This window comes from Kitasatospora sp. NPDC096147, assembly GCF_044763225.1.
Taxonomy (GTDB): domain Bacteria; phylum Actinomycetota; class Actinomycetes; order Streptomycetales; family Streptomycetaceae; genus Kitasatospora.
Genome location: NZ_JBIWFX010000015.1, coordinates 38,415 through 55,741, shown reverse-complemented (window position 1 = coordinate 55,741; position 17,327 = coordinate 38,415). Strand labels below are relative to the sequence as shown.

Annotated in this window: 16 protein-coding genes and 1 pseudogene; 13 read left to right on the top strand and 4 right to left on the bottom strand. The window is 75.1% G+C overall.

The window, feature by feature from the left end; translation table 11 throughout:
- Nucleotides 1-63 precede the first annotated feature (63 nt).
- From ACIRBX_RS32265 to ACIRBX_RS32255, 3 genes are all read left to right on the top strand, one after another.
- The gene (locus ACIRBX_RS32265; protein WP_402302548.1) at nt 64-1,539 is read left to right on the top strand and encodes a hypothetical protein; all 1,476 of its coding nucleotides are present in this window, start codon (nt 64-66) and stop codon (nt 1,537-1,539) included.
- A 358-nt stretch (nt 1,540-1,897) separates the two neighbouring features.
- A complete protein-coding gene (locus tag ACIRBX_RS32260) occupies nt 1,898-3,316 on the top strand; it encodes a HEAT repeat domain-containing protein (protein ID WP_402302547.1) in 1,419 nt (472 codons plus the stop codon).
- Between the two features lie 388 nt (nt 3,317-3,704).
- Nucleotides 3,705-4,451, top strand: a complete 747-nt coding sequence (locus ACIRBX_RS32255) for a DUF1775 domain-containing protein (RefSeq protein WP_402302545.1) — start codon at nt 3,705-3,707, stop codon at nt 4,449-4,451.
- A 24-nt stretch (nt 4,452-4,475) separates the two neighbouring features.
- Here ACIRBX_RS32255 and ACIRBX_RS32250 read toward each other — a convergent pair whose 3' ends face one another.
- Both ACIRBX_RS32250 and ACIRBX_RS32245 read right to left on the bottom strand, forming a co-directional pair.
- The gene (locus ACIRBX_RS32250; RefSeq protein ID WP_402302773.1) at nt 4,476-5,324 is read right to left on the bottom strand and encodes an undecaprenyl-diphosphate phosphatase; all 849 of its coding nucleotides are present in this window, start codon (nt 5,322-5,324) and stop codon (nt 4,476-4,478) included.
- Nucleotides 5,325-5,465: 141 nt separating this feature from the next.
- The gene (locus tag ACIRBX_RS32245; protein WP_402302542.1) at nt 5,466-7,103 is read right to left on the bottom strand and encodes a CocE/NonD family hydrolase; all 1,638 of its coding nucleotides are present in this window, start codon (nt 7,101-7,103) and stop codon (nt 5,466-5,468) included.
- A 101-nt stretch (nt 7,104-7,204) separates the two neighbouring features.
- Here ACIRBX_RS32245 and ACIRBX_RS32240 point away from each other — a divergent pair, with 101 nt between their 5' ends.
- The 8 genes from ACIRBX_RS32240 to ACIRBX_RS32205 all read left to right on the top strand — a co-directional run bounded on the left by ACIRBX_RS32240 (nt 7,205) and on the right by ACIRBX_RS32205 (nt 14,765).
- A complete protein-coding gene (locus tag ACIRBX_RS32240) occupies nt 7,205-7,903 on the top strand; it encodes a TetR/AcrR family transcriptional regulator (RefSeq protein ID WP_402302541.1) in 699 nt (232 codons plus the stop codon).
- 138 nt (nt 7,904-8,041) lie between these two features.
- Nucleotides 8,042-8,926, top strand: coding sequence for an aldo/keto reductase (locus ACIRBX_RS32235; protein ID WP_402302540.1), 885 nt, complete (start codon nt 8,042-8,044; stop codon nt 8,924-8,926).
- Nucleotides 8,923-9,756 carry a DUF3626 domain-containing protein gene (locus ACIRBX_RS32230; RefSeq protein ID WP_402302537.1) on the top strand — a complete coding sequence of 278 codons (834 nt, stop codon included), beginning with the start codon at nt 8,923-8,925 and terminating at the stop codon, nt 9,754-9,756. Before ACIRBX_RS32235 ends, ACIRBX_RS32230 begins: the two co-directional genes overlap by 4 nt.
- Before the next feature lie 111 nt (nt 9,757-9,867).
- Complete coding sequence (locus tag ACIRBX_RS32225) at nt 9,868-10,461, top strand: TetR/AcrR family transcriptional regulator (protein ID WP_402302535.1); 594 nt, start codon at nt 9,868-9,870, stop codon at nt 10,459-10,461.
- Complete coding sequence (locus ACIRBX_RS32220) at nt 10,458-11,840, top strand: alpha/beta fold hydrolase (protein WP_402302533.1); 1,383 nt, start codon at nt 10,458-10,460, stop codon at nt 11,838-11,840. Before ACIRBX_RS32225 ends, ACIRBX_RS32220 begins: the two co-directional genes overlap by 4 nt.
- Nucleotides 11,841-11,949: 109 nt before the next feature.
- Complete coding sequence (locus ACIRBX_RS32215; RefSeq protein ID WP_402302531.1) at nt 11,950-12,900, top strand: hypothetical protein; 951 nt, start codon at nt 11,950-11,952, stop codon at nt 12,898-12,900.
- A gap of 99 nt (nt 12,901-12,999) precedes the next feature.
- Nucleotides 13,000-13,401, top strand: a complete 402-nt coding sequence (locus tag ACIRBX_RS32210; RefSeq protein ID WP_402302530.1) for a hypothetical protein — start codon at nt 13,000-13,002, stop codon at nt 13,399-13,401.
- Between the two features lie 56 nt (nt 13,402-13,457).
- Nucleotides 13,458-14,765, top strand: a complete 1,308-nt coding sequence (locus ACIRBX_RS32205) for an amidase (protein WP_402302528.1) — start codon at nt 13,458-13,460, stop codon at nt 14,763-14,765.
- On the opposite strand, the gene ACIRBX_RS32200 is transcribed toward ACIRBX_RS32205, so the two are convergent.
- A complete protein-coding gene (locus ACIRBX_RS32200) occupies nt 14,710-15,363 on the bottom strand; it encodes a GNAT family N-acetyltransferase (RefSeq protein ID WP_402302525.1) in 654 nt (217 codons plus the stop codon). The two genes, ACIRBX_RS32205 and ACIRBX_RS32200, sit on opposite strands and share 56 nt — an antisense overlap.
- A 189-nt stretch (nt 15,364-15,552) precedes the next feature.
- Here ACIRBX_RS32200 and ACIRBX_RS32195 point away from each other — a divergent pair.
- Together ACIRBX_RS32195 and ACIRBX_RS32190 are read left to right on the top strand one after the other, a co-directional pair.
- Nucleotides 15,553-15,981, top strand: a pseudogene (locus ACIRBX_RS32195) (DUF5753 domain-containing protein); the annotation flags it as partial.
- Nucleotides 15,978-16,193, top strand: a complete 216-nt coding sequence (locus ACIRBX_RS32190) for a DUF397 domain-containing protein (RefSeq protein ID WP_402302524.1) — start codon at nt 15,978-15,980, stop codon at nt 16,191-16,193. The pseudogene ACIRBX_RS32195 and the gene ACIRBX_RS32190, both read left to right, overlap by 4 nt.
- Before the next feature lie 80 nt (nt 16,194-16,273).
- Here the strand turns inward: ACIRBX_RS32190 and ACIRBX_RS32185 are convergent, their stop codons facing one another.
- The gene (locus ACIRBX_RS32185; protein WP_402302522.1) at nt 16,274-17,125 is read right to left on the bottom strand and encodes a biotin-dependent carboxyltransferase family protein; all 852 of its coding nucleotides are present in this window, start codon (nt 17,123-17,125) and stop codon (nt 16,274-16,276) included.
- Nucleotides 17,126-17,327: the final 202 nt, after the last annotated feature.

Sequence of the window (17,327 nt, the reverse complement as noted above, 5' to 3'; positions counted from 1 at the left end):
GGTCGCGCGGCATGTGCCAGCGCCACTACTGTCGGGCCAGCCGAGGATTCCTGGGGGCTTCACGTGAGCAAGGGGCCGAACGCCAGATTCGCCGACCTCTTCGCCCTGACCGGCTGGTCCAAGGGTGAGTTGGCGAGGCTGGTGAACCGGCGGGGTGCGGCGATGGGCCAGCAGCAGCTGTCCACCGACACCTCGCGGGTGCGGCGCTGGATCGAGCAGGGGGAGGTCCCCCGCGATCCGGTGCCCAGGGTACTGGCCGCCGTGTTCACCGAGCGGCTCGGCCGTGTCGTCACCACTGAGGACCTCGGCCTCGAACGACACCGGCCCACCAGGACCGGCAACGGCAGTGGCAAGGAACGACCCTGGGAGCCGGATCGCACGGCCGAGGTCCTCACCGAGTTCACGGGAATGGACCTCATGCTCAACCGACGCGGACTGGTGGGCGCGGGCACCGCGCTCACGGCGGGCGCCGTCATCGGCGACAACCTCTACGACTGGCTGCGCGGCGCGGACGTCGCGTACGCGGCCGAACGGCCGGGCCCCCGGACGATGGTGACCAGCGCCGACGGAAGACCGGTGCTGGACGTGTACGAGCCGGGCCCGGTGGGCGACGACGAGGTCGCCGCGCTGGAGCGCTCGGTGGAGGTCTTCCGGGCCTGGGACGCGTCCCGGGGCGGCGGCCTCCAGCGCAAGGCGGTGGTCGGCCAACTCAACGAGGTGGGCGGCCTGTTGACGCACGACATCCGTCCGCAGGCCAAGCGCCGGCTCTGGCTGGTCGCGGCCAACCTGGCGGTGCTGGCGGGCTGGATGTCGCACGACGTCGGCCTGGAGCCCACCGCCCAGCGGTACTTCGTGATCGCCGCCCAGGCGGCCCGGGAGGCGGACGACCGGCCCCGGGCCGGCGAGGCGGTCTCCCGGGCCGCCCGGCAGATGCTGCACCTGGGCCGGGCCGACGACGCGCTGGAGCTGATGCGGCTGGCCCGGTCCGGCGGCGGGCGGATGCTCCCGCAGACCGAGGCGATGCTGCACACCGTGGAGGCGTGGGCGCAGGCCGCCCTCGGTCGGGCCGAGGCGACCAGGCGGCTGCTGGGCGAGGCCGAGGAGCTGTTCGTCCGCCCGGCCGACCAGCCGGTCCCCAGCTGGATGGCCACCTTCGACGTGGCCGAGCTGCACGGCATGCAGGCCCTGGTCTACCGGACGCTGGCCGAGCACGATCCGGGCTGGGCCCGCCGGGCCGAGCACCACGTCCGGCAGGCGATGGAGCACCGGCACAAGACCGGCCGGGAGCGCTCCAGCCTGCTGGACGAGATCACCCTGGCCTCGGTGCACTGGCTCTCCGGCGAGCCCGAGGGCGCGCTCACCCACGCCAAGCTGGCGCTCAACTCGATCGGCCAGACCTCCTCCACCCGCACCTGGGACCGGCTGCGGGCGATGTACCGGCTCACCGGGCGTTACCGTTCGGTCCCCGCCGTGGCCGAGCTGCGGACCGAGATCGAGACCGCGATGCCGGCTCCGCGCCGGGAGCCCGGGCTGGCCTGACCAGCCACGGCAGGGCCGTCGGGAGCACGTCCCGACGGCCCTCCGGGCCCGGTCGAACTGACGGAGTGACAGCGGACGGGCCGTCAGCACCCGGACCGCCCGGCCCGGTCGGCCGGCTCCGCCCACCCGGAGGTCCTGCGGGGACGAACGGATTGTGCGGATCCCTTGGAGGTTTCGGTCAGCCCGGGGCCGGCGGCCCGGCTCCCCGGGCTGGCTTGATCGGTCCTGTGTGCGTAAGGGGCGCCCAGGCGGTAACCTTCGGTGATTCCGGCGCCCGGGCGCCCTCTGTTCGACCCTCCAGACCCCCGGCGGCGGAAATCCCGTTGCCGTCCAGACCGCCGCAACGGATGCTGACGTCATGTTCGAGCCAGTGATAGCGCCCAGTGCCAGCCTCCTCGGCCTCCTCCAGCGAGGCCGTGGTGACGGGCAACTGCATGCTCTCGCGGCCGACCGTCACGAGGCGGTCGCCGCCTTGGAGACCTGCGTCACCACCGATCCCCGGTCCGACTGGCAGGTCGAGAACCGTTCCCTCTACTACGCCCGGCTCTTCATGGAGCTGGAGGCCCCGCTCACCGGCCTGGAGCTGCACCTGCACTCCGTCGAGGACACCCTCGACCCGGACGAGGGCCGGACCGGCCTGACCCTGGCCGTCCTGGGCCACCTGGCCGGATACGGCCGCCGGGACGCCCTCACCCTGCTCCGCAGCTACGTCGCCACCGGCAGCAACTGGGCCTGGGCCCTGGACGAGCTGGCCCTGCGCGACGACGACGAGCGCTCGCTGCTGGCGCTGGCCCCCTCGGTACTCGGCCGCTTCCCGGCCGGGCCGGAGGGCGACGCCGCCCTCAGAGCGGCCGTCCGGGCCGCCTACGAGCCCCGTCCGTGGAGGCTCTGGGCCGCCCACCACCCCCGGATCGCCGCCGCGAGCGAGCAGTCACCCTTCGACCTGTGGCAACGCCAGCTGAACCGCAGGGGCGTCACCCCCGGCTGGTCCACCGCCGACGTGCTCGCCTGGGCCGACCAGCCCGAGCCGGGCGGCGCCCCCGAGCGCCGGTCGGCTGCCGCCGCCCGCTGTCTGGCCGCCGTGGTGCGGCCCGAGGACCGGCAGGCCGTCCTGGAGGCCGCCCGGACCGGCGCGGCCGGCTCCCGGACCGCGGCCCTCCGCTACCTGGTCGACCAGCAGGATCCCGAGGCGGCCGATCTGATCGAGCTGGCCGCCGCCGACATCGACCGGCAGGTCGTCGACTCCGCCCTGTCCGAGCTGCGCCGGATGCGCGGCCCGGTCGCCCTGGAGCACGCCCGTCGCTGGTCCGACCCGGCCACCGGCGGCGCCGACAGCGCCCTCGGCGAGGCCGCCGTCCAACTCCTCGCCGACGCCGGCGAGCCCGCCGACGGCCCCCTGGTGGTGGCCGGGCTGCGCCGCTGGATCTCCGCACGAGGGGTCGAGGGCAGCGGACTGGGCACCCTGGTCGACGGTGTGGGGCGGCTGGCCGCCGCCGGAGCCGTCCCCGCCCTCCGCCACGTCTACGGCGAGGCCGCCTCCTCCGAGCTGCGCGGCCGGGCCGCGAAGGCGCTCTCCCTCACCGACGAGTACTTCGCCCGGGGCATCGCCGTCGAGTGCCTCTGGGACTGCGAGGAGGCCACCCGCGAGCTGGCCGCCCGCCACGTCACCACCACCGGTGACGTCCGCGTGCTGGAGCGCCTGCGGCGCCTCGCCGCCGACCCGGCCGAGGAGGCCGAGGTCCACACCGTCATCCGCAGCCGCCTCACCGGCCACTGACCGCACCCCGGACCGCTCGCCGCTCCGCCCTCGGCCGGCCTGTCTGACCGCGCTCGGCCCGCCCCTCGGACCGCGCCCGGACTGCCCGGAGGGCAGTCAGGGGCGCGGGGAACTGCGCGAAGGGGAACGCAACGACCCGTGTGCCGGGTACGGACGCTCACTTGCACGTGAATCTCCGTACCCGGCACACGGGTCTCGTTCTTCCGCCTCGCGCAGTTCCCCGCGCCCCCGGTGTGACCACTTCCCCGGCTCGCGCGGTTCCCCGCGCCCCGGTGTGACCACTTCCCCGGCTCGCGCGGTTCCCCGCGCCCCTGAACCCCCGTGCGGTGCGCTCTCCGGCTGGCATCATGGACGGGCCGTACCCGCCCCCGACTGGAGCCGCACCCTGATGAACCGTCACCTGCTCCGCGCCGCCGCCCCGATATCCGCCCTGCTCGGGGTGGTGCTCGCCGCCGGCCCGGCGCTGGCCCACACCGGGGTGAGCTCGCAGCAGGCGCAGGCCCTCGCGGTGGACGCCGTGCTGGCGTTCAAGGCGGCGGGGGAGTCCGACACCGCCGGCATCGACGAGGTGCAGGTGGTGCTGCCGCAGGGCATCGGCCCGGCCGACGTGAGTCTGGTGAAGGCGCCGCAGGGATGGGCGCTGAAGCCGGGGGCCGAGGGCTTCACGGTGAGCGGGCCGGCCCTCGCCCCGGGGAAGGCGGCCGACTACCAGGTGAAGGTCCGTCAGCTGCCGGACGCGCCGCAGCTCGCCTTCAAGACGCTGGTGATGTACACCGACACGCAGGTCGACCGGTGGATCGAGATCCCGCAGAACGGCTCCGAGCCGAAGAACCCGGCGCCCGTCCTCAAGCTGGCGAAGGCCGCCCCGGGCGCCACCCCGCTCGCCGCACCGACCCCGACCGCCGCACCGTCCGCGAGCCCCAGCCCCAGCCCCACGCCGACCCCGACCCCGACCCCGACCCCGACTGCCCCGGCCGTGCCGTCCGCAGCAGCCACCACCACCCTGGTCCTGAACGAGACCACCGAGGACGGCGCGAGCTCCAACGGCCCGGTGATCATCGGCGCCGTCGTCCTGCTGCTGGTGATCACCGGTGGGGTGGTCTGGTGGCGCCGCCGCTCCTCCTCCGAGGGCTGACCGGCAGCGCCACCCGACGCCGCGTCAGTGCGCGGCGGCCTCGCCCGCGTGCGGGCTGAGCACGCCCGCGCTGACCAGCACGATGATCAGGATGCCGAGCCCGATCCGGTAGACCACGAACGGCATGAAGCTGTGGTTCGAGATGTACTTCAGGAACCACGCCACGGCCGCGTAGCCCACCACGAAGGCGATGGCGGTGGCCAGCAGGGTCGGTCCCCAGGCGGGGGCCGGCCCTTCGCCGATCTTGAACAGCTCCAGCACGCCCGAGGCCAGCACGGCCGGGATGGCCAGCAGGAAGGAGTACCGGGCCGCCGCCTCGCGGCTGTAGCCGAGGAAGAGGCCGGCCGAGATGGTGCCGCCCGAGCGGGAGACGCCGGGGATCAGCGCCAGTGCCTGGGCGAAGCCGTAGCCGAGGGCGTGCGGCAGGGTCAGCTCGGAGATCGGCTTGGCGCTGCGGACCGCCCGGGTCCGGTCGGCCACCGCGAGGATCACGCCGAACAGGATCAGCGTGGTGCCGATGATCCGCAGGTCGCGCAGGCTGCTCTCGATGGTGTCCTGGAACAGCACACCGAAGATCCCGATCGGCAGTGTGCCGAGGATCACGAACCAGCCGAGCCGGGCGTTCGGGTCGCCGCGCCGCTCCTTCTTGAACAGGGCGGCGGTCCAGGCGGTGACGATCGCCCAGATGTCCTTGCGGAAGTAGATCAGCACGGCCGACTCGGTGCCGAGCTGGGTCACCGCGGTGAAGGCGGCGCCCGGGTCCTCCCAGCCGAACAGGGCGGAGAACACCCGGAGATGGGCGCTCGAGGAGACCGGCAGGAACTCGGTGAGTCCCTGGATCAGGCCGAGGACGGTGGCTTCGAACCAGCTGATCACCGGGCACCCGCCCGAGTCGTCTGGAAGGGCGTGGGCATCTGCTGGCGATCCTGTTCTGCTGACGGGTGTTCCGGGCGCGATGCTAGCGGTTCCAGGTGGACGGCGGGCGGCCGGGGCGCCCCTCGGGCTGACGGTGTCTCAGGGCTCGACGGTGAGCCGCAGCACCGCGCCCGGATGCAGGGTGGCGCGGGCCGGGGCGAGCCGGGCGGCGGCGGTGTCGGACTCGCCGGTGCCGGGATTGCGGGCGTAGCGCGGGTGCGGCGCCGGGCTCAGCTGGAGCCGCAGACGGTGCCCGGGGGCCAGCAGGTGGGTGGTCGGATCGAGGGTCAGGGTGACGGCGGCGGGCCGGTCGTCGCCGGGGACGAGCCGCAGCACCCCGTCGGTGAGGTGGGTCGCGCGCCCGCGCGGGTCGACGTCGCAGAGCCGGGCGTACAGGTCGAAGTGGCCCGCGCTCACCGTCAGCTCCAGTGCCACCGGCCCGAGCAGCCGGACCGGCGCGGTGGCGGGTTCGCCGTCCAGGCTCAGCACGTCGGCCCGCTTCCCGAGCGCGTCCACCCGGCGCGGCCCGGCCTGCGCGGAGAGCAGGGCTCCGCCGACGGACGGCACCGGACGGCCGGGGTCAGCCCGCAGGCGCAGCGGCTCCGCCCCGGGCGCGGGCCGGTCGGTCAGCCGGGTGCCGTCGAGGTGCAGCAGGAGCTCCTTGCCGGCCGGCGGCCATGCGGCGGCCTCCCGCCAGCCGGTCCCGGTGTGCAGCCGCACCGGGTGCTCGCGCAGCCCTGACGGGTCGTCGGCCAGGTGGGCCCGCAGCCAGGCCAGCATCTCCCGGAAGGTCTCGGGCCGGCCCGGCCCCAGCGTCGAGGTGTGCGTCCACGGTCCGATCAGCAGGGCGCGGGGCGTCCCGGCCGTGCCGAGCCGCTCCCACTGCCGCAGGGTCTGCCCGAGTTGGACGTCCCACCAGCCGGTGACCAGCGCGGTGGGCACCGAGGTCCGTCCGGCCACCGCCCCGAGGTCGGCGCCGTGCCAGTACGGATCGCTCGGCTCCGGGTGGTCCATCGCCTCGGCCAGGACCGGCACCGCTCCGCCCGTCCCGGTGGTGTAGGCCTGACGGAGCGGCAGGCCCCGGGTGGCGGCGCGCAGTCCGCGCTGTAGGCGCATGGCAGCGCGCAGCAGGGCACCGAAGCCGTGCTGGAAGTGCTCCAGGCCGACGGAGGCGACCAGCGCGTTCTCCAGGTCGAACACGCCGGGCGTGCCGGGGGAGCCGCCGGAGCGGAAGAAGCCGTAGGGGTCGTGGATGCCGTTCTGCACCACCATGGCGCGCAGCTCCGGCGGGGGGTCCGCGGCCAGGGCCCACTGGACGTAGCCGAGGTAGCTGGGGCCGACGGTGCCGAGCCGCCCGTCGAACCACGGCTGCCCGCGCAGCCACTCCACGGTGGCCAGCCCGTCGGCGCGCTCGTCCCGCCACGGGCGGAAGACCCCGCCGGAGCCGCCGGTGCCCCGGCAGCTCTGGATCAGCACCTCGAAGCCCTGCTCGGCCAGCGCCAGCCCGTACAGCGGTGCCCACGGGAAGCCCCGGCCGTAGGGGGAGCGGAGCAGCACGGTCGGGAACGGGCCGGGGCCGACCGGGTGGTGGCGGTCCGTCAGCAGCACGGTGCCGTCGGCGGCGGGTACCCGGAGGGCCGGCTGGTGGCGGGTCTCGAAGCGCTTCGGTGGCAGGCCGCGCAGGGTGCGGCGGGCCAACCGGGCGGTGCGCGGCGGACGGTGGGAGGTCTCGGACATGGCGGTCCCTTCCTGCTCTCCTGCTTCTTCACGACTTCGCGTACTTAGTACGAGAATAGCGAGTGCTTGGATGGGAGTCACCCCTGGGAGAGGAGCGGACCATGGCGGAGGGGATCGACCCCGAGCGGCTCTGGCTGACGGCGGATCAGCCCCGGCTCGGCCGACGGCCCCGGTACAGCCGGGAGCAGATCACGGCGGCGGCCGTCGGGTTGGCCGACGAGGAGGGCATGGCCGCCGTCACCATGCGGGCGGTGGCGGCCCGGCTCGGGGTGGCCGTGATGTCGCTCTACAGTTACGTGCCCGACAAGGACACCCTGCTGGAGCTGATGATCGACGCCGTCTCCGGTGAGCTGGAGGCCGCACCCCCGACCGAGGACTGGCACGCCGACGTCCGCGCCCTGGCCGGCGCCCAGCGCGCCCTGATGCACCGTCACCCCTGGCTGGTCGCCGCCCTCCCGCAGCGCCGCACCGTCGGCCCCGGCACCCTGGCCGCCCTCGAACACGCCCTCGCCGTGCTCGCACCCTCCGGCCTCCCGGGCGCGGCCCGCACTGAGGTCTTCGCCCTGATCAGCGGCTTCGTGGCCAGCCACGTCGGCCACGAGCTCGCCCAGCGCCGGGTCCTGGAGAGCGCCGACCCGGCCGCCTTCGCCGCCGCCCAGGTCCGCTACCTCACCACCATGGCCGCCACCGGCGCCTACCCCCAGCTGGCCGCCACCCTCGCCGAACCCCCGGCCCCCGCCGACCCGGACGCCACCTTCACCCGGCTGCTGGACCGCCTGCTGGCAGGGCTGACCCCGTAGGGCGCGGGGACGGTACGGAGCGGAAGGGCCCGGCCGTCCGGCGGCTGCATCGTCCCCGCGGCGCACCGGCCCCGTCGGCGGCGGCGGTCTGCGAACAATCCCGTGTACCCGGGCGGAGCGCCGTGGCATCATCCCCCGGTGATCACAGCAGCCACCTCCGGTACCTGGACCCTCGGCGACATCCCCGTGCACCGCCTCGGCTTCGGCGCGATGCGCCTGACCGGCAGCGCGGCCTTCGACCTCGGCGCCCCGAGCGACCGCTCCCGCTCCCTCGCCGTCCTCCGTCGGGCGCGCGAGCTGGGTGTCAATCACATCGACACCGCCGCCATCTACTTCTCCGCCCTCCGCTCGGCCAACGAGCTGATCAACAGCGCCCTCGCGCCCTACCCCGACGACCTGCTGATCTCCACCAAGGTCGGCCCGGTCCGCGACGTGACGGGGGAGTGGCTGGAGTGGGCCCGCCCGGATCAGCTGCGCGGGCACGTCGAGGAGAACCTCCGCCAGCTCGGCCGCGACCACCTCGACCTGGTCAACTACCGCACCGACGGCCGCCGGTCGGTCGCCGAGCACTTCGGCGCGCTGGCCGAGCTCCGCGCGGCCGGCCTGATCCGGCACCTCGGCCTCTCCAACGCGGACCCGGACCAGCTCGCCGAGGCCCAGCGGATCGCCCCCGTGGTCTGCGTGCAGAACCGCTTCGGCCTCGGTGCCACCCCGGCCCAGCGCGCCGTGCTGGACGTCTGCGGCGCGAGCGGCGTGGCCTTCGTCCCGTTCTTCGCCATCGCGGGGAAGGGCGCCGAGGCCGGCGCCGAGCACGCCGACGGCCCGGCCCTGCTCGCGGTCGCCGAGGCGCACGGCGCCACCCCGGCCCAGGTCCGGCTGGCCTGGTCGCTCGCCCAGGGCCCGCACGTGCTGGCCATCCCCGGCACCGGCAACCCCGTCCACCTGGAGCAGAACGTCGCGGCCGGCGCGATCCGGCTCACCGCCGCCGAGCTCGCCGCCCTGGACGCCGAGGCAGCGGGATGACGGCGGCCCCCGCCGACCTGGCGATCCGTCACGTCGCCTCGCTCTCCTCCGGGGCCCCGCTCGCCACCCACCTCCGGATCACCCTCAACTTCCACCCCGACCGCAGCACCGACGGCCGCCCGATCCTGCGCGCGCTCGCCGAGGACGGCAGGTACCACTCGCAGTTCGTCACGGGGACCGGCAACGGCGGCCTCACCGCCCACCCCGGCGGCGACCGCTGGCTCTGGGAGAGCCGGATCTTCGGCGGCGCCTACGACGCGGCCCCGGCCGCCGAGCGCCCGGTCTACGGGGCGCTGGACTTCCGGGGCCGTCCCTACGGCGCCGCCCCCCGGTTCGGCTCGGCCTTCTTCCGACTCGCGCCCACCGTGCTGGGGCGCAGCACCTTCTGCTACCCGGACAGCTTCCTGGAGCCCACGCACTTCGGCACCGCCGAGCGGATGGCCCTGATCGAGCTGGCCGAGGCGGACCGGCAGGACGCCCTGGACGACTACGTCGAGGCCCATGTGCACGGCGGCGTCCGCCTCGCCCACGAGGTCGAGGCGCTGGTCCTGGACCCGTGCTACCGGGACACCGAGGTGGCGGCGGAAGCCGCCGCGCTGCCCTGTCCGGTCGAGTACCACCCGGGCCTGCGGCTGAGCACCGGGCTGCTGCGCCGTCACCCCGACTACCGGGGGCCGGAGTCCGTCGCCCTCGGCCTCGCGCTGGCCCGGGACGGCCACCTCGATCCGCTGATCCTCGGCGAGGCGGCCCGCTCCGGCGAGCACGACCCGCAGGCACTGAAGCGGGTCTGGCACTGCCTGGCCCGGTTCGGCGGACCCCGCACCCCCTGACGTGCCGTCAGGAGACCCCCTCGGCCCGCCCGGAGAAAAATCCGGGCGGGCCGAGCCCTTTCCTGATTACCCTAGCCCCGTACCTAGGGACCCTAGGAAAGGAGCTCCGCCGTGCCCCGAGCCGGCATCACCGCCGCCCGGCTGACCGAGGCCGCCGCCGAGCTGGCCGACGAGGTCGGCCTGGAGCGGCTCACCGTCGCCGCGCTCGCCAAGCGGTTCGGCGTCAAGGACGCCAGCCTCTACTCGCACGTCCGCAGCCTGCGCGAACTCCGGCTCCGGGTGGCCCTGTTCGCCGCCGAGGAGATGACCGGCCGGATCGCCCTCGCGGTGGCCGGCCGCTCCGGCAAGGAGGCACTGACCGCCTTCGCCGACGCCTACCGGGCCTACGCGCTGGAGCACCCCGGCCGGTACGCCGCCACCCAGCAGCAGTTCGACCCGGCCGAGGTGGCCGACTCCGTCGGCATGCGCCGCAGCATCGAGCTCACCTACGGCATGCTGCGCGGCTACGGCCTGGCCGAGCCCGACCTCACCGACGCCGGCCGCCTGCTGCGCGCCACCTTCCACGGCTACGTCCACCTCGAACTGGCCGGCGGCTTCGGCCACAGCCGCCCGGTGGACGACTCCTGGGCCCGCTCGCTCGACGCCCTCCACCATGCGCTGGCCCACTGGCCGGCCCCCACCACGCCCGACCGGAGCACCCCGTGACCACCCACCCCGACACCCTGCCGGTCCCCGGCGCCACCCTCCACCACGAGCGGCGGGGCGCCGGCCCCGTGCTGCTGCTGATCCCCGGCGGAGCCGGCGACGCCGCCCTCTTCGCGGGCGTCGCCGACCTGCTCGCCGCGCACTGCACCGTGGTCTCCTACGACCAGCGCGGCCTCTCCCGCAGCCCGCTGACCGGCCCGGCCGCCGACCAGCAGGTGGAGGTCTGGGCCGAGGACGCCCGCCGCCTGCTCGACCTGCACTCCCCGGACCGGCCCGGGTACGTGCTCGGCACCAGCTCCGGCGCGATCACCGCCCTGATGCTGGCGGCCCGTCACCCCGACCGGGTCCGGCGGGTGGTGGCCCACGAGCCACCGCTGACCGCCCTGCTCGCCAACCCCGGGGCCGCCGACGCCCTGTACGCCGAGGTCCGCGAGCTGCACCGGACGGCCGGGGTCGCCCCCGCGATGGCCCGCTTCGCCGAGGGCCTGGCCCCCGTCCGTCACGCCCCGGCCCCTGCCCCTGCCCCTGCCCCTGCCCCGGCTTCGGCCCCGGACCCGGCTTCGGCTTCGGCCGAGCCGGTGTCCGTCGCCTCGGAGCCCACCGAACTCGCCCCCGCCGTCCGTGAGATGGCCACCCGGATGCACGCCAACCTCCCCTACTTCCTGGAGCACGTCCTCGTCCCCTTCACCTCCAGTACCCCGGACCTGGCCGGACTGCGCCGGGCCGCCGACCGGCTGGTCCTCGCCGTCGGCCGCGACTCCGCCGATCAGCCCGCCCTGGCCGAGCCGGCCCGCCGCCTGGCCGAGCTGCTCCCGGCCCCCCTCGCCGACTTCCCGGGCGGCCACCTCGGAGTCACCACCCACCCGGCGGAGTTCGCCGCCCGGCTGCTCGGACTCCTCGACCTCCCGGGCCCGGTCGGCCTCCCCGACGGGACGCCGGCCCACCCCTCCGGTGCGGAGATTGACGCCCTTCCGGTCTTCGAGTTCGCCTTCCCCGGCCCGCTGCGCGACCGCTTGGTCGGCGCCGTCCTGTCCGGCGCCAAGACCACCACCACCGCTCTGGCGATCGACTACGCCACGGCCGGTGAGGACCTGCCCCGCCCCGGCCACCGCGCCGCCGTGCTCGACTCCGACGGCCGCCGCGTCGCGGTCATCGAGCTCACCGAGGTCCGCGTCCTGCGCCTGGCCGAGGTCGATCTCCGGCACGCGGTGGACGAGGGCGAGGGCGACGAGACGGTGGCTCAGTGGAGGGCCAACCACGAGGCGTTCTGGCACGGCCCGGAGGTCCGGGCCGAGCTCGGTGCCGACTTCACGGTGGACGACGACACCGAGGTCGTCGCCCAACGCTTCCGCCTGCTCCCGCCGCCGGCCGGAGCCTGACCGTCACCGGGCGGGCCTGAGCCCGGTCCGCTCCCGTCCGCCCGTGTCGGCCGGGGCCGGGGCCCGTAAATCGGGTACCCGCCCCCGGCCGTTTCGCTAGCCTGCCCGGGTGATGCCACTGACCTACTTCTCCTTCGGGCACCTACCGCTCGTCTCCCACGACGCGGCGCTCGGTGACCAGGTGCTCCGGGCGGCGGGGGAGGCCCTGACGAAGCAGGACGACCGGTGGCCCGCTCGCCGGGTGCTGGACGCCTCCGAGGGCGACTGGGCACTGAGGGACCATCAGATCCGTTACCTGGCAGGCCGCCGGGGGGCAGGCGCGGCGTTCGAGGCGTGGGCGGAAGCGGAGCCGGAGGACGCCGACGTCCTCACCGGGCTGGCCTTCACCGAGGTGACGGCGGCCTGGAGGGCCCGTGGCGCCGGTCTCTCCCCCACCGTGCGGGAGTCCGCCTGGCCGGTCTTCCTCGACCGCCTCGGCCGGGCCGACCGCCTGCTCGGCCGGGCCGCCGGGCTGGCCCCGGACAACCCCGGGCCGCGGGCCCTGGCCCTGGTGACGGCCCGTGGACTCCAGGTCTCCCGCCGCGAGTTCGACACCCGCTGGGCCTCCCTGACCGCCGTCGACCCGGACCACCGCTACGGGCACCACCAGGCACTGCAGTACCTGGCGGCCAAGTGGTACGGCTCGCACGAGGAGATGTTCGCCTTCGCGCGGGCCGCCGCCGAACGGGTCCCGGACGGCCACCCGCTGGTGCTGCTCCCGCTGCTCGGCCAGCGCGAACTGCTGCTCGGGGACCCGGAGTGGTGCCTGGGCCGGCAGTTCGGCCAGGAGCTGACCGACTGCCGGAGGCGCTGGTTCGACGCCACACCGTTGCAGCACCCCCGGATCGCCGAGGACCACTCCCTGCTGGCCGCCCTGCTGAGCGAGGCCGGTCGCCACGCCGAGGCCGCCGCCCACTTCCGCGCGATGGGTCGGCACGCCTCCACCTACGGCTGGCAGTACTGGTCCGCGCCGCGCACGGTCTTCCGCCGCAACCGCGGCTTCGCCGCCCGGGTCGGCTGACGGCGGCGTGGAACGGCAGTACCGGCCGCTGTGCCGTTCCGGACCGTACCGTTCCGAACTGCCCCGCAGCGACCGGGCCGTACCTGCCACACTGTCCCGGTGCCGGAAGACGATCTCGAAACCACCCAGCGCGAGCTCGCCGGAGCCCGTGCGGAACGTGACGCCCTGCGGCGGCAGTTCGACGACCTCACGGCCCGGCTGCGGTTCGAGCTCGGTGTCGCCACCGACGCCGACATCGTCGGTGAGGTCCGGCGGATCCGGGCCGAGCTGGCGGAGTTCAGGGCCACCGAGGAGGCCGACGAACGGCGTTGGGCCGGGATCGACAGCCTGATCGTCGGTAACCGCAAGATCCATGCCATCCAGGCGATCCGGGCCGAGTTCGGCGCCGGTCTCCAGCTCGCCCTGGAGCTGCTCGACGAGCGCCACGCCAGGCTGCGCCGCCGGACCCCCGACCGCTTCGGCACCGTTGCGGACACCGACCGGTACGCATGGGAATCCTGACGCCCGGTCAGGCCGCACTCGCTGACACCCGGTGGGCCGCACCTCCGAGGAGCACCATGGACAGCACGACCGCCGACGCACTCTGCGACCGCATCGAGGCGAGTGAGCACGGCCCGGTCCCGCTGCACGCCTTCGTGGCGGAGTCGGAGACCGCCGCCGCCCGGCGGAGCCGGCTCCGCGCCGAGGAGCGAGCCGTCCGCTCGCACGCGCACCCCGGCTCGCCGCTGCGCTGCGTCCCGGTCGCGGTCAAGGACGTCGTCCGGGTCGACGGACTGCCCACGACGGCCGGTTCGCTGCTGCCCGCCGAGGTGTTCGCCGGTCCGCAGGCCACCGCCGTCGACCGGCTGCGGGCTGCGGGAGCCCTGATCGCCGGGAAGACCGTCACCGCCGAGTTCGCGATGAGCGCGCCCGGTCCCACCCGGAACCCACGCCACCGGGACCACACCCCGGGCGGGTCGAGCAGCGGCTCGGCCGCCGCCGTCGCGGCCGGGATCGTGCCGCTCGCCCTCGGCACCCAGACCGTAGGCTCGGTGATCCGCCCCGCCGCCTACTGCGGGGTGGTCGGCTTCCGGCCCACCCACGGCCGGATCCCCTGCGACGGCGTGGTGCCCAACGCGCCCTCCCTGGACACCCTCGGCGTCCTCGCCGACTCCCTGCAGGCGGTGGAGGCGGCGGCCGCCGTCCTCTGTGACGGCTGGTCAGCACCCGACACCGTCCTCGCGCCGCCGGTCCTGGGCGTCCCCGACGGCCGCTACCTGCGGCAGGCCGACCCGGACGGGCTGGCGGCCTTCGAGGCACAGGTCCGGGCGCTGGTCGCGGCCGGCTTCACCGTCCGCCGGGTGCCGATGTTCGAGGACCTCGACGAGCTCGCGCGCCGCCTCCGGGCGGTCAACCGCCACGAAGCCGCCCGCAGCCACGCCGAGTGGTACCCCCGGTACGGGCACCTCTACCGTCCGCAGTCCGGCGCCACCGTCCGCGAGGGCCACACCGTCACCGAGGACGAGTACGCCCGGGGCCTGCGGTGGCAGCAGTCCCTCCGGTCCCGGCTCGCCGACACCACCCACGCGGCCGGCGTCGACCTCTGGATCACCCCGGCCGCTCCCGGCGCCGCCCCGTCCGGCCTGGACAGCACCGGCTCACCCGTGATGTGCGCCCCCTGGAGCTACACAGGCTGGCCCGCCCTCTCCCTGCCGGCCGGCCGGGACCCGCGCGGCCTCCCGTTCGGCCTCCAGTGCGTCGCCCCCGCCCACGCCGACGAACGCCTGCTGGCCTGGGCCGCCCCGATCGCCACCGCGCTCGCGGAGCACGTCACCCCTGGCCCGCCCCGAACAGCGGCAGGCAGGGCGCCAAGCCCTCGACCCTGACCGGTACTCGGCGCTCCCGCTCGTCCCAGCGCGCCCGCGTCAGCCGCAGCCGCCTGGTCACCACGGCCTGCCCCCGGACCACGTGCCGGTCGATGCCGTCGGGCTGGTAGCCGTGCTTGCGGGACACCTCCCAGGAGGCCTCGTTGCCTTCCAGCGCACCGGACTTGGCCTCCCGGGCCGCCAGCCCGGCGAACGCGAGGTGCAGCACGGCGGCCCGCATCTCGGTCCCGATGCCCCGCCCCTGATGCGCCGTCCCCAGCCAGGAGCTGGTGCGGACCTCGCGCAGCGTCGCGAACTCCCTCGCGTAGAGCGCCTGTTGGCCCACGACCCGGCCGTCCTCCAGGACCGCCAGGGTGAGCGACCAGTCCTCGGGTGTCCAGTCGCCCCGGCGGAGCCAGTGGTACTGCACCACCGACCGCGCCCGTTCGGCCGGGGGCAGGTCGGTCCACGGCACGAGGAAGGGCATCCGGTCCGGTTCGTGCACCCCGGCCGCCGCCACGTCGGCCAGCGCCGCCAGTTGGTCGTCGGAGGGGAGCCGGAGTTCGAGGCGGGGCGTTCGCAGGCGAAGGCCGCTCAGCGGCCAGTGGTCGATCAGCATGCCCCATTCTCCGGGCCGTTCTTCGGAGGGGCATCCGAATTGTCCGGGCCACCACCACCGTTGGTGGCCGAACTCACCACGGGCAGCGCTTCTCCTCCCCGGCGACGATTTCCAGGAGGTAGCACCGCCCGCCCATGGCGAAGGTGAGCGCGACCGCCCCGTCGGCGGCCAACTGGTCACCGACCGACCGTTCCGACTAGGGAGAGGGTGAACGGTCGGCTGGAGCGCCAGCAGATCCTGGCCAAGCCAACAAGGCCGTTGTTGTGGTTGATCGTTGACGAGTCCGCGTTGCGGAACCCGATCGGTGGTCACGAGGTGATGAAGGCGCAACTGGAGCACCTGGCTGATCTCTGCCGATCGCGTATCGCTCAGATTCATATCATCCCGGCCGCAAGTGGAGCGCATGCCGCTCTCGAAGGCGCGATGACGCTCATGACATGCCGGGACGGATCATCGGTGGGCTACGTTGAAAGCCCCCACGCGGGCCAAGTGGTGGAGCAGACTGAGCGCGTAGCCCGGATGCACGAGACATACGATCTGGTCAGATCGTCGGCGATGCCGCCCGAGGCTTCGAACCGCCTGCTCCGTCGCATCACAGAGGAGCACAGGCAGCCATGACCGACCGTCACCCCTTCGACTTCCGCAAGTCCTCGTACTCCGGCGGCAGCGGCGGCAACTGCATCGAGCCGGCCGTCAACCTCGCCCGGTCCTCCGGCGTCGTCGGTGTCCGTGACAGCAAGGACCCCGAGGGCCCCGCCCTGGTCTTCCCGGCCGCCGCCTGGGCGGCCTTCGCCTCGGCGGTCGCCGAGGGCGAGTTCGGCACCGTCTGAACACGAGGTCCGGCCTCCGACGGCCCCGCGCCGAATCCCGAGCGCGGGGCCGTCTCCGACCTGTGGGCTCCTGGGCGGTGTCAGAGGACGAAGCGGAGCGCGGTGCCCGGACGGGCCTGGGCGGCGGCGGCGAGGTCGGCGGCCGGGACGACGCCGATCACGGGGTAGCCGCCGGTGGTGGGGTGGTCCGCCAGGAAGACCACCGGGCGGCCGTCGGGCGGCACCTGGACGCCGCCCAGCACCATGCCTTCGCTGGGGAGTTCGCCCGTCCGTAGGCGGGGGAGCGCGGGGCCCTCGGTGCGCAGGGCGATCCGGTTGGAGGCGGCCGCCACCTCGTACCGGGCCCGGGCGAGCAGTGTGAGCGCCTCCGGTGCGAACCAGTCGGCGCGCGGCCCCGGTTGGAGTCGCAACACCAACTCCGCCGGGGGAGCGGGCAGGACGGCCAGCCCCTCGGCCGGCGGCACGCCGGGTGCCGCGCCCACCGGCAGCGCCTGACCGGCCGTCAGCGGCGCCGGCCCCAGCCCGGAGAGCAGGTCGGCCGAACGGCTGCCGAGCACCGGGTCCACCGCCACCCCGCCCGCCACCGCCAGGTAGCTCCGCACGCCGTACGTGGCCGGGCCCACCTCGACCACCGCCCCGTCCGGCACCACCACCGCCGCACCCCAGGCCGCCGCCCGTTCGTCCACCCGCACCGCTGCCGGAGCCCCGGTCACCGCGACCACCACCCGCCCGACGGCCCGCAGCGCGACCCCGCCGAGGGTGGTCTCCAGCCCGGCCGCCCCCTCCGGATTGCCCACCAACCGGTTCCCGGCCCGCAACGCCGGCTCGTCCAGCGCCCCGCCCCGGGGCACCCCGAGGTGCGCCACCCCGCGCCGCCCCAGGTCCTGAACGGTCGTCAGCGGCCCGGGCCGCACCACTACCAGCTCCGTCACGCCGCCACCCCCACGAGAGTCATGAGCCCGGGGACGCGAGGAGCCGCGCACGGTGGTCCGGCCGCACCGGCCCCCACCGCACGGAGCCCCACCCGCAGGCGGTCGGCCGACCGCCGCACACCACGCGCCGCGCTCCCGCCCGGGTCCGTAGAAGACACACCGAGCAGCCTAGGCGACGGTCCGCCCCCGCCACCGGCCGATC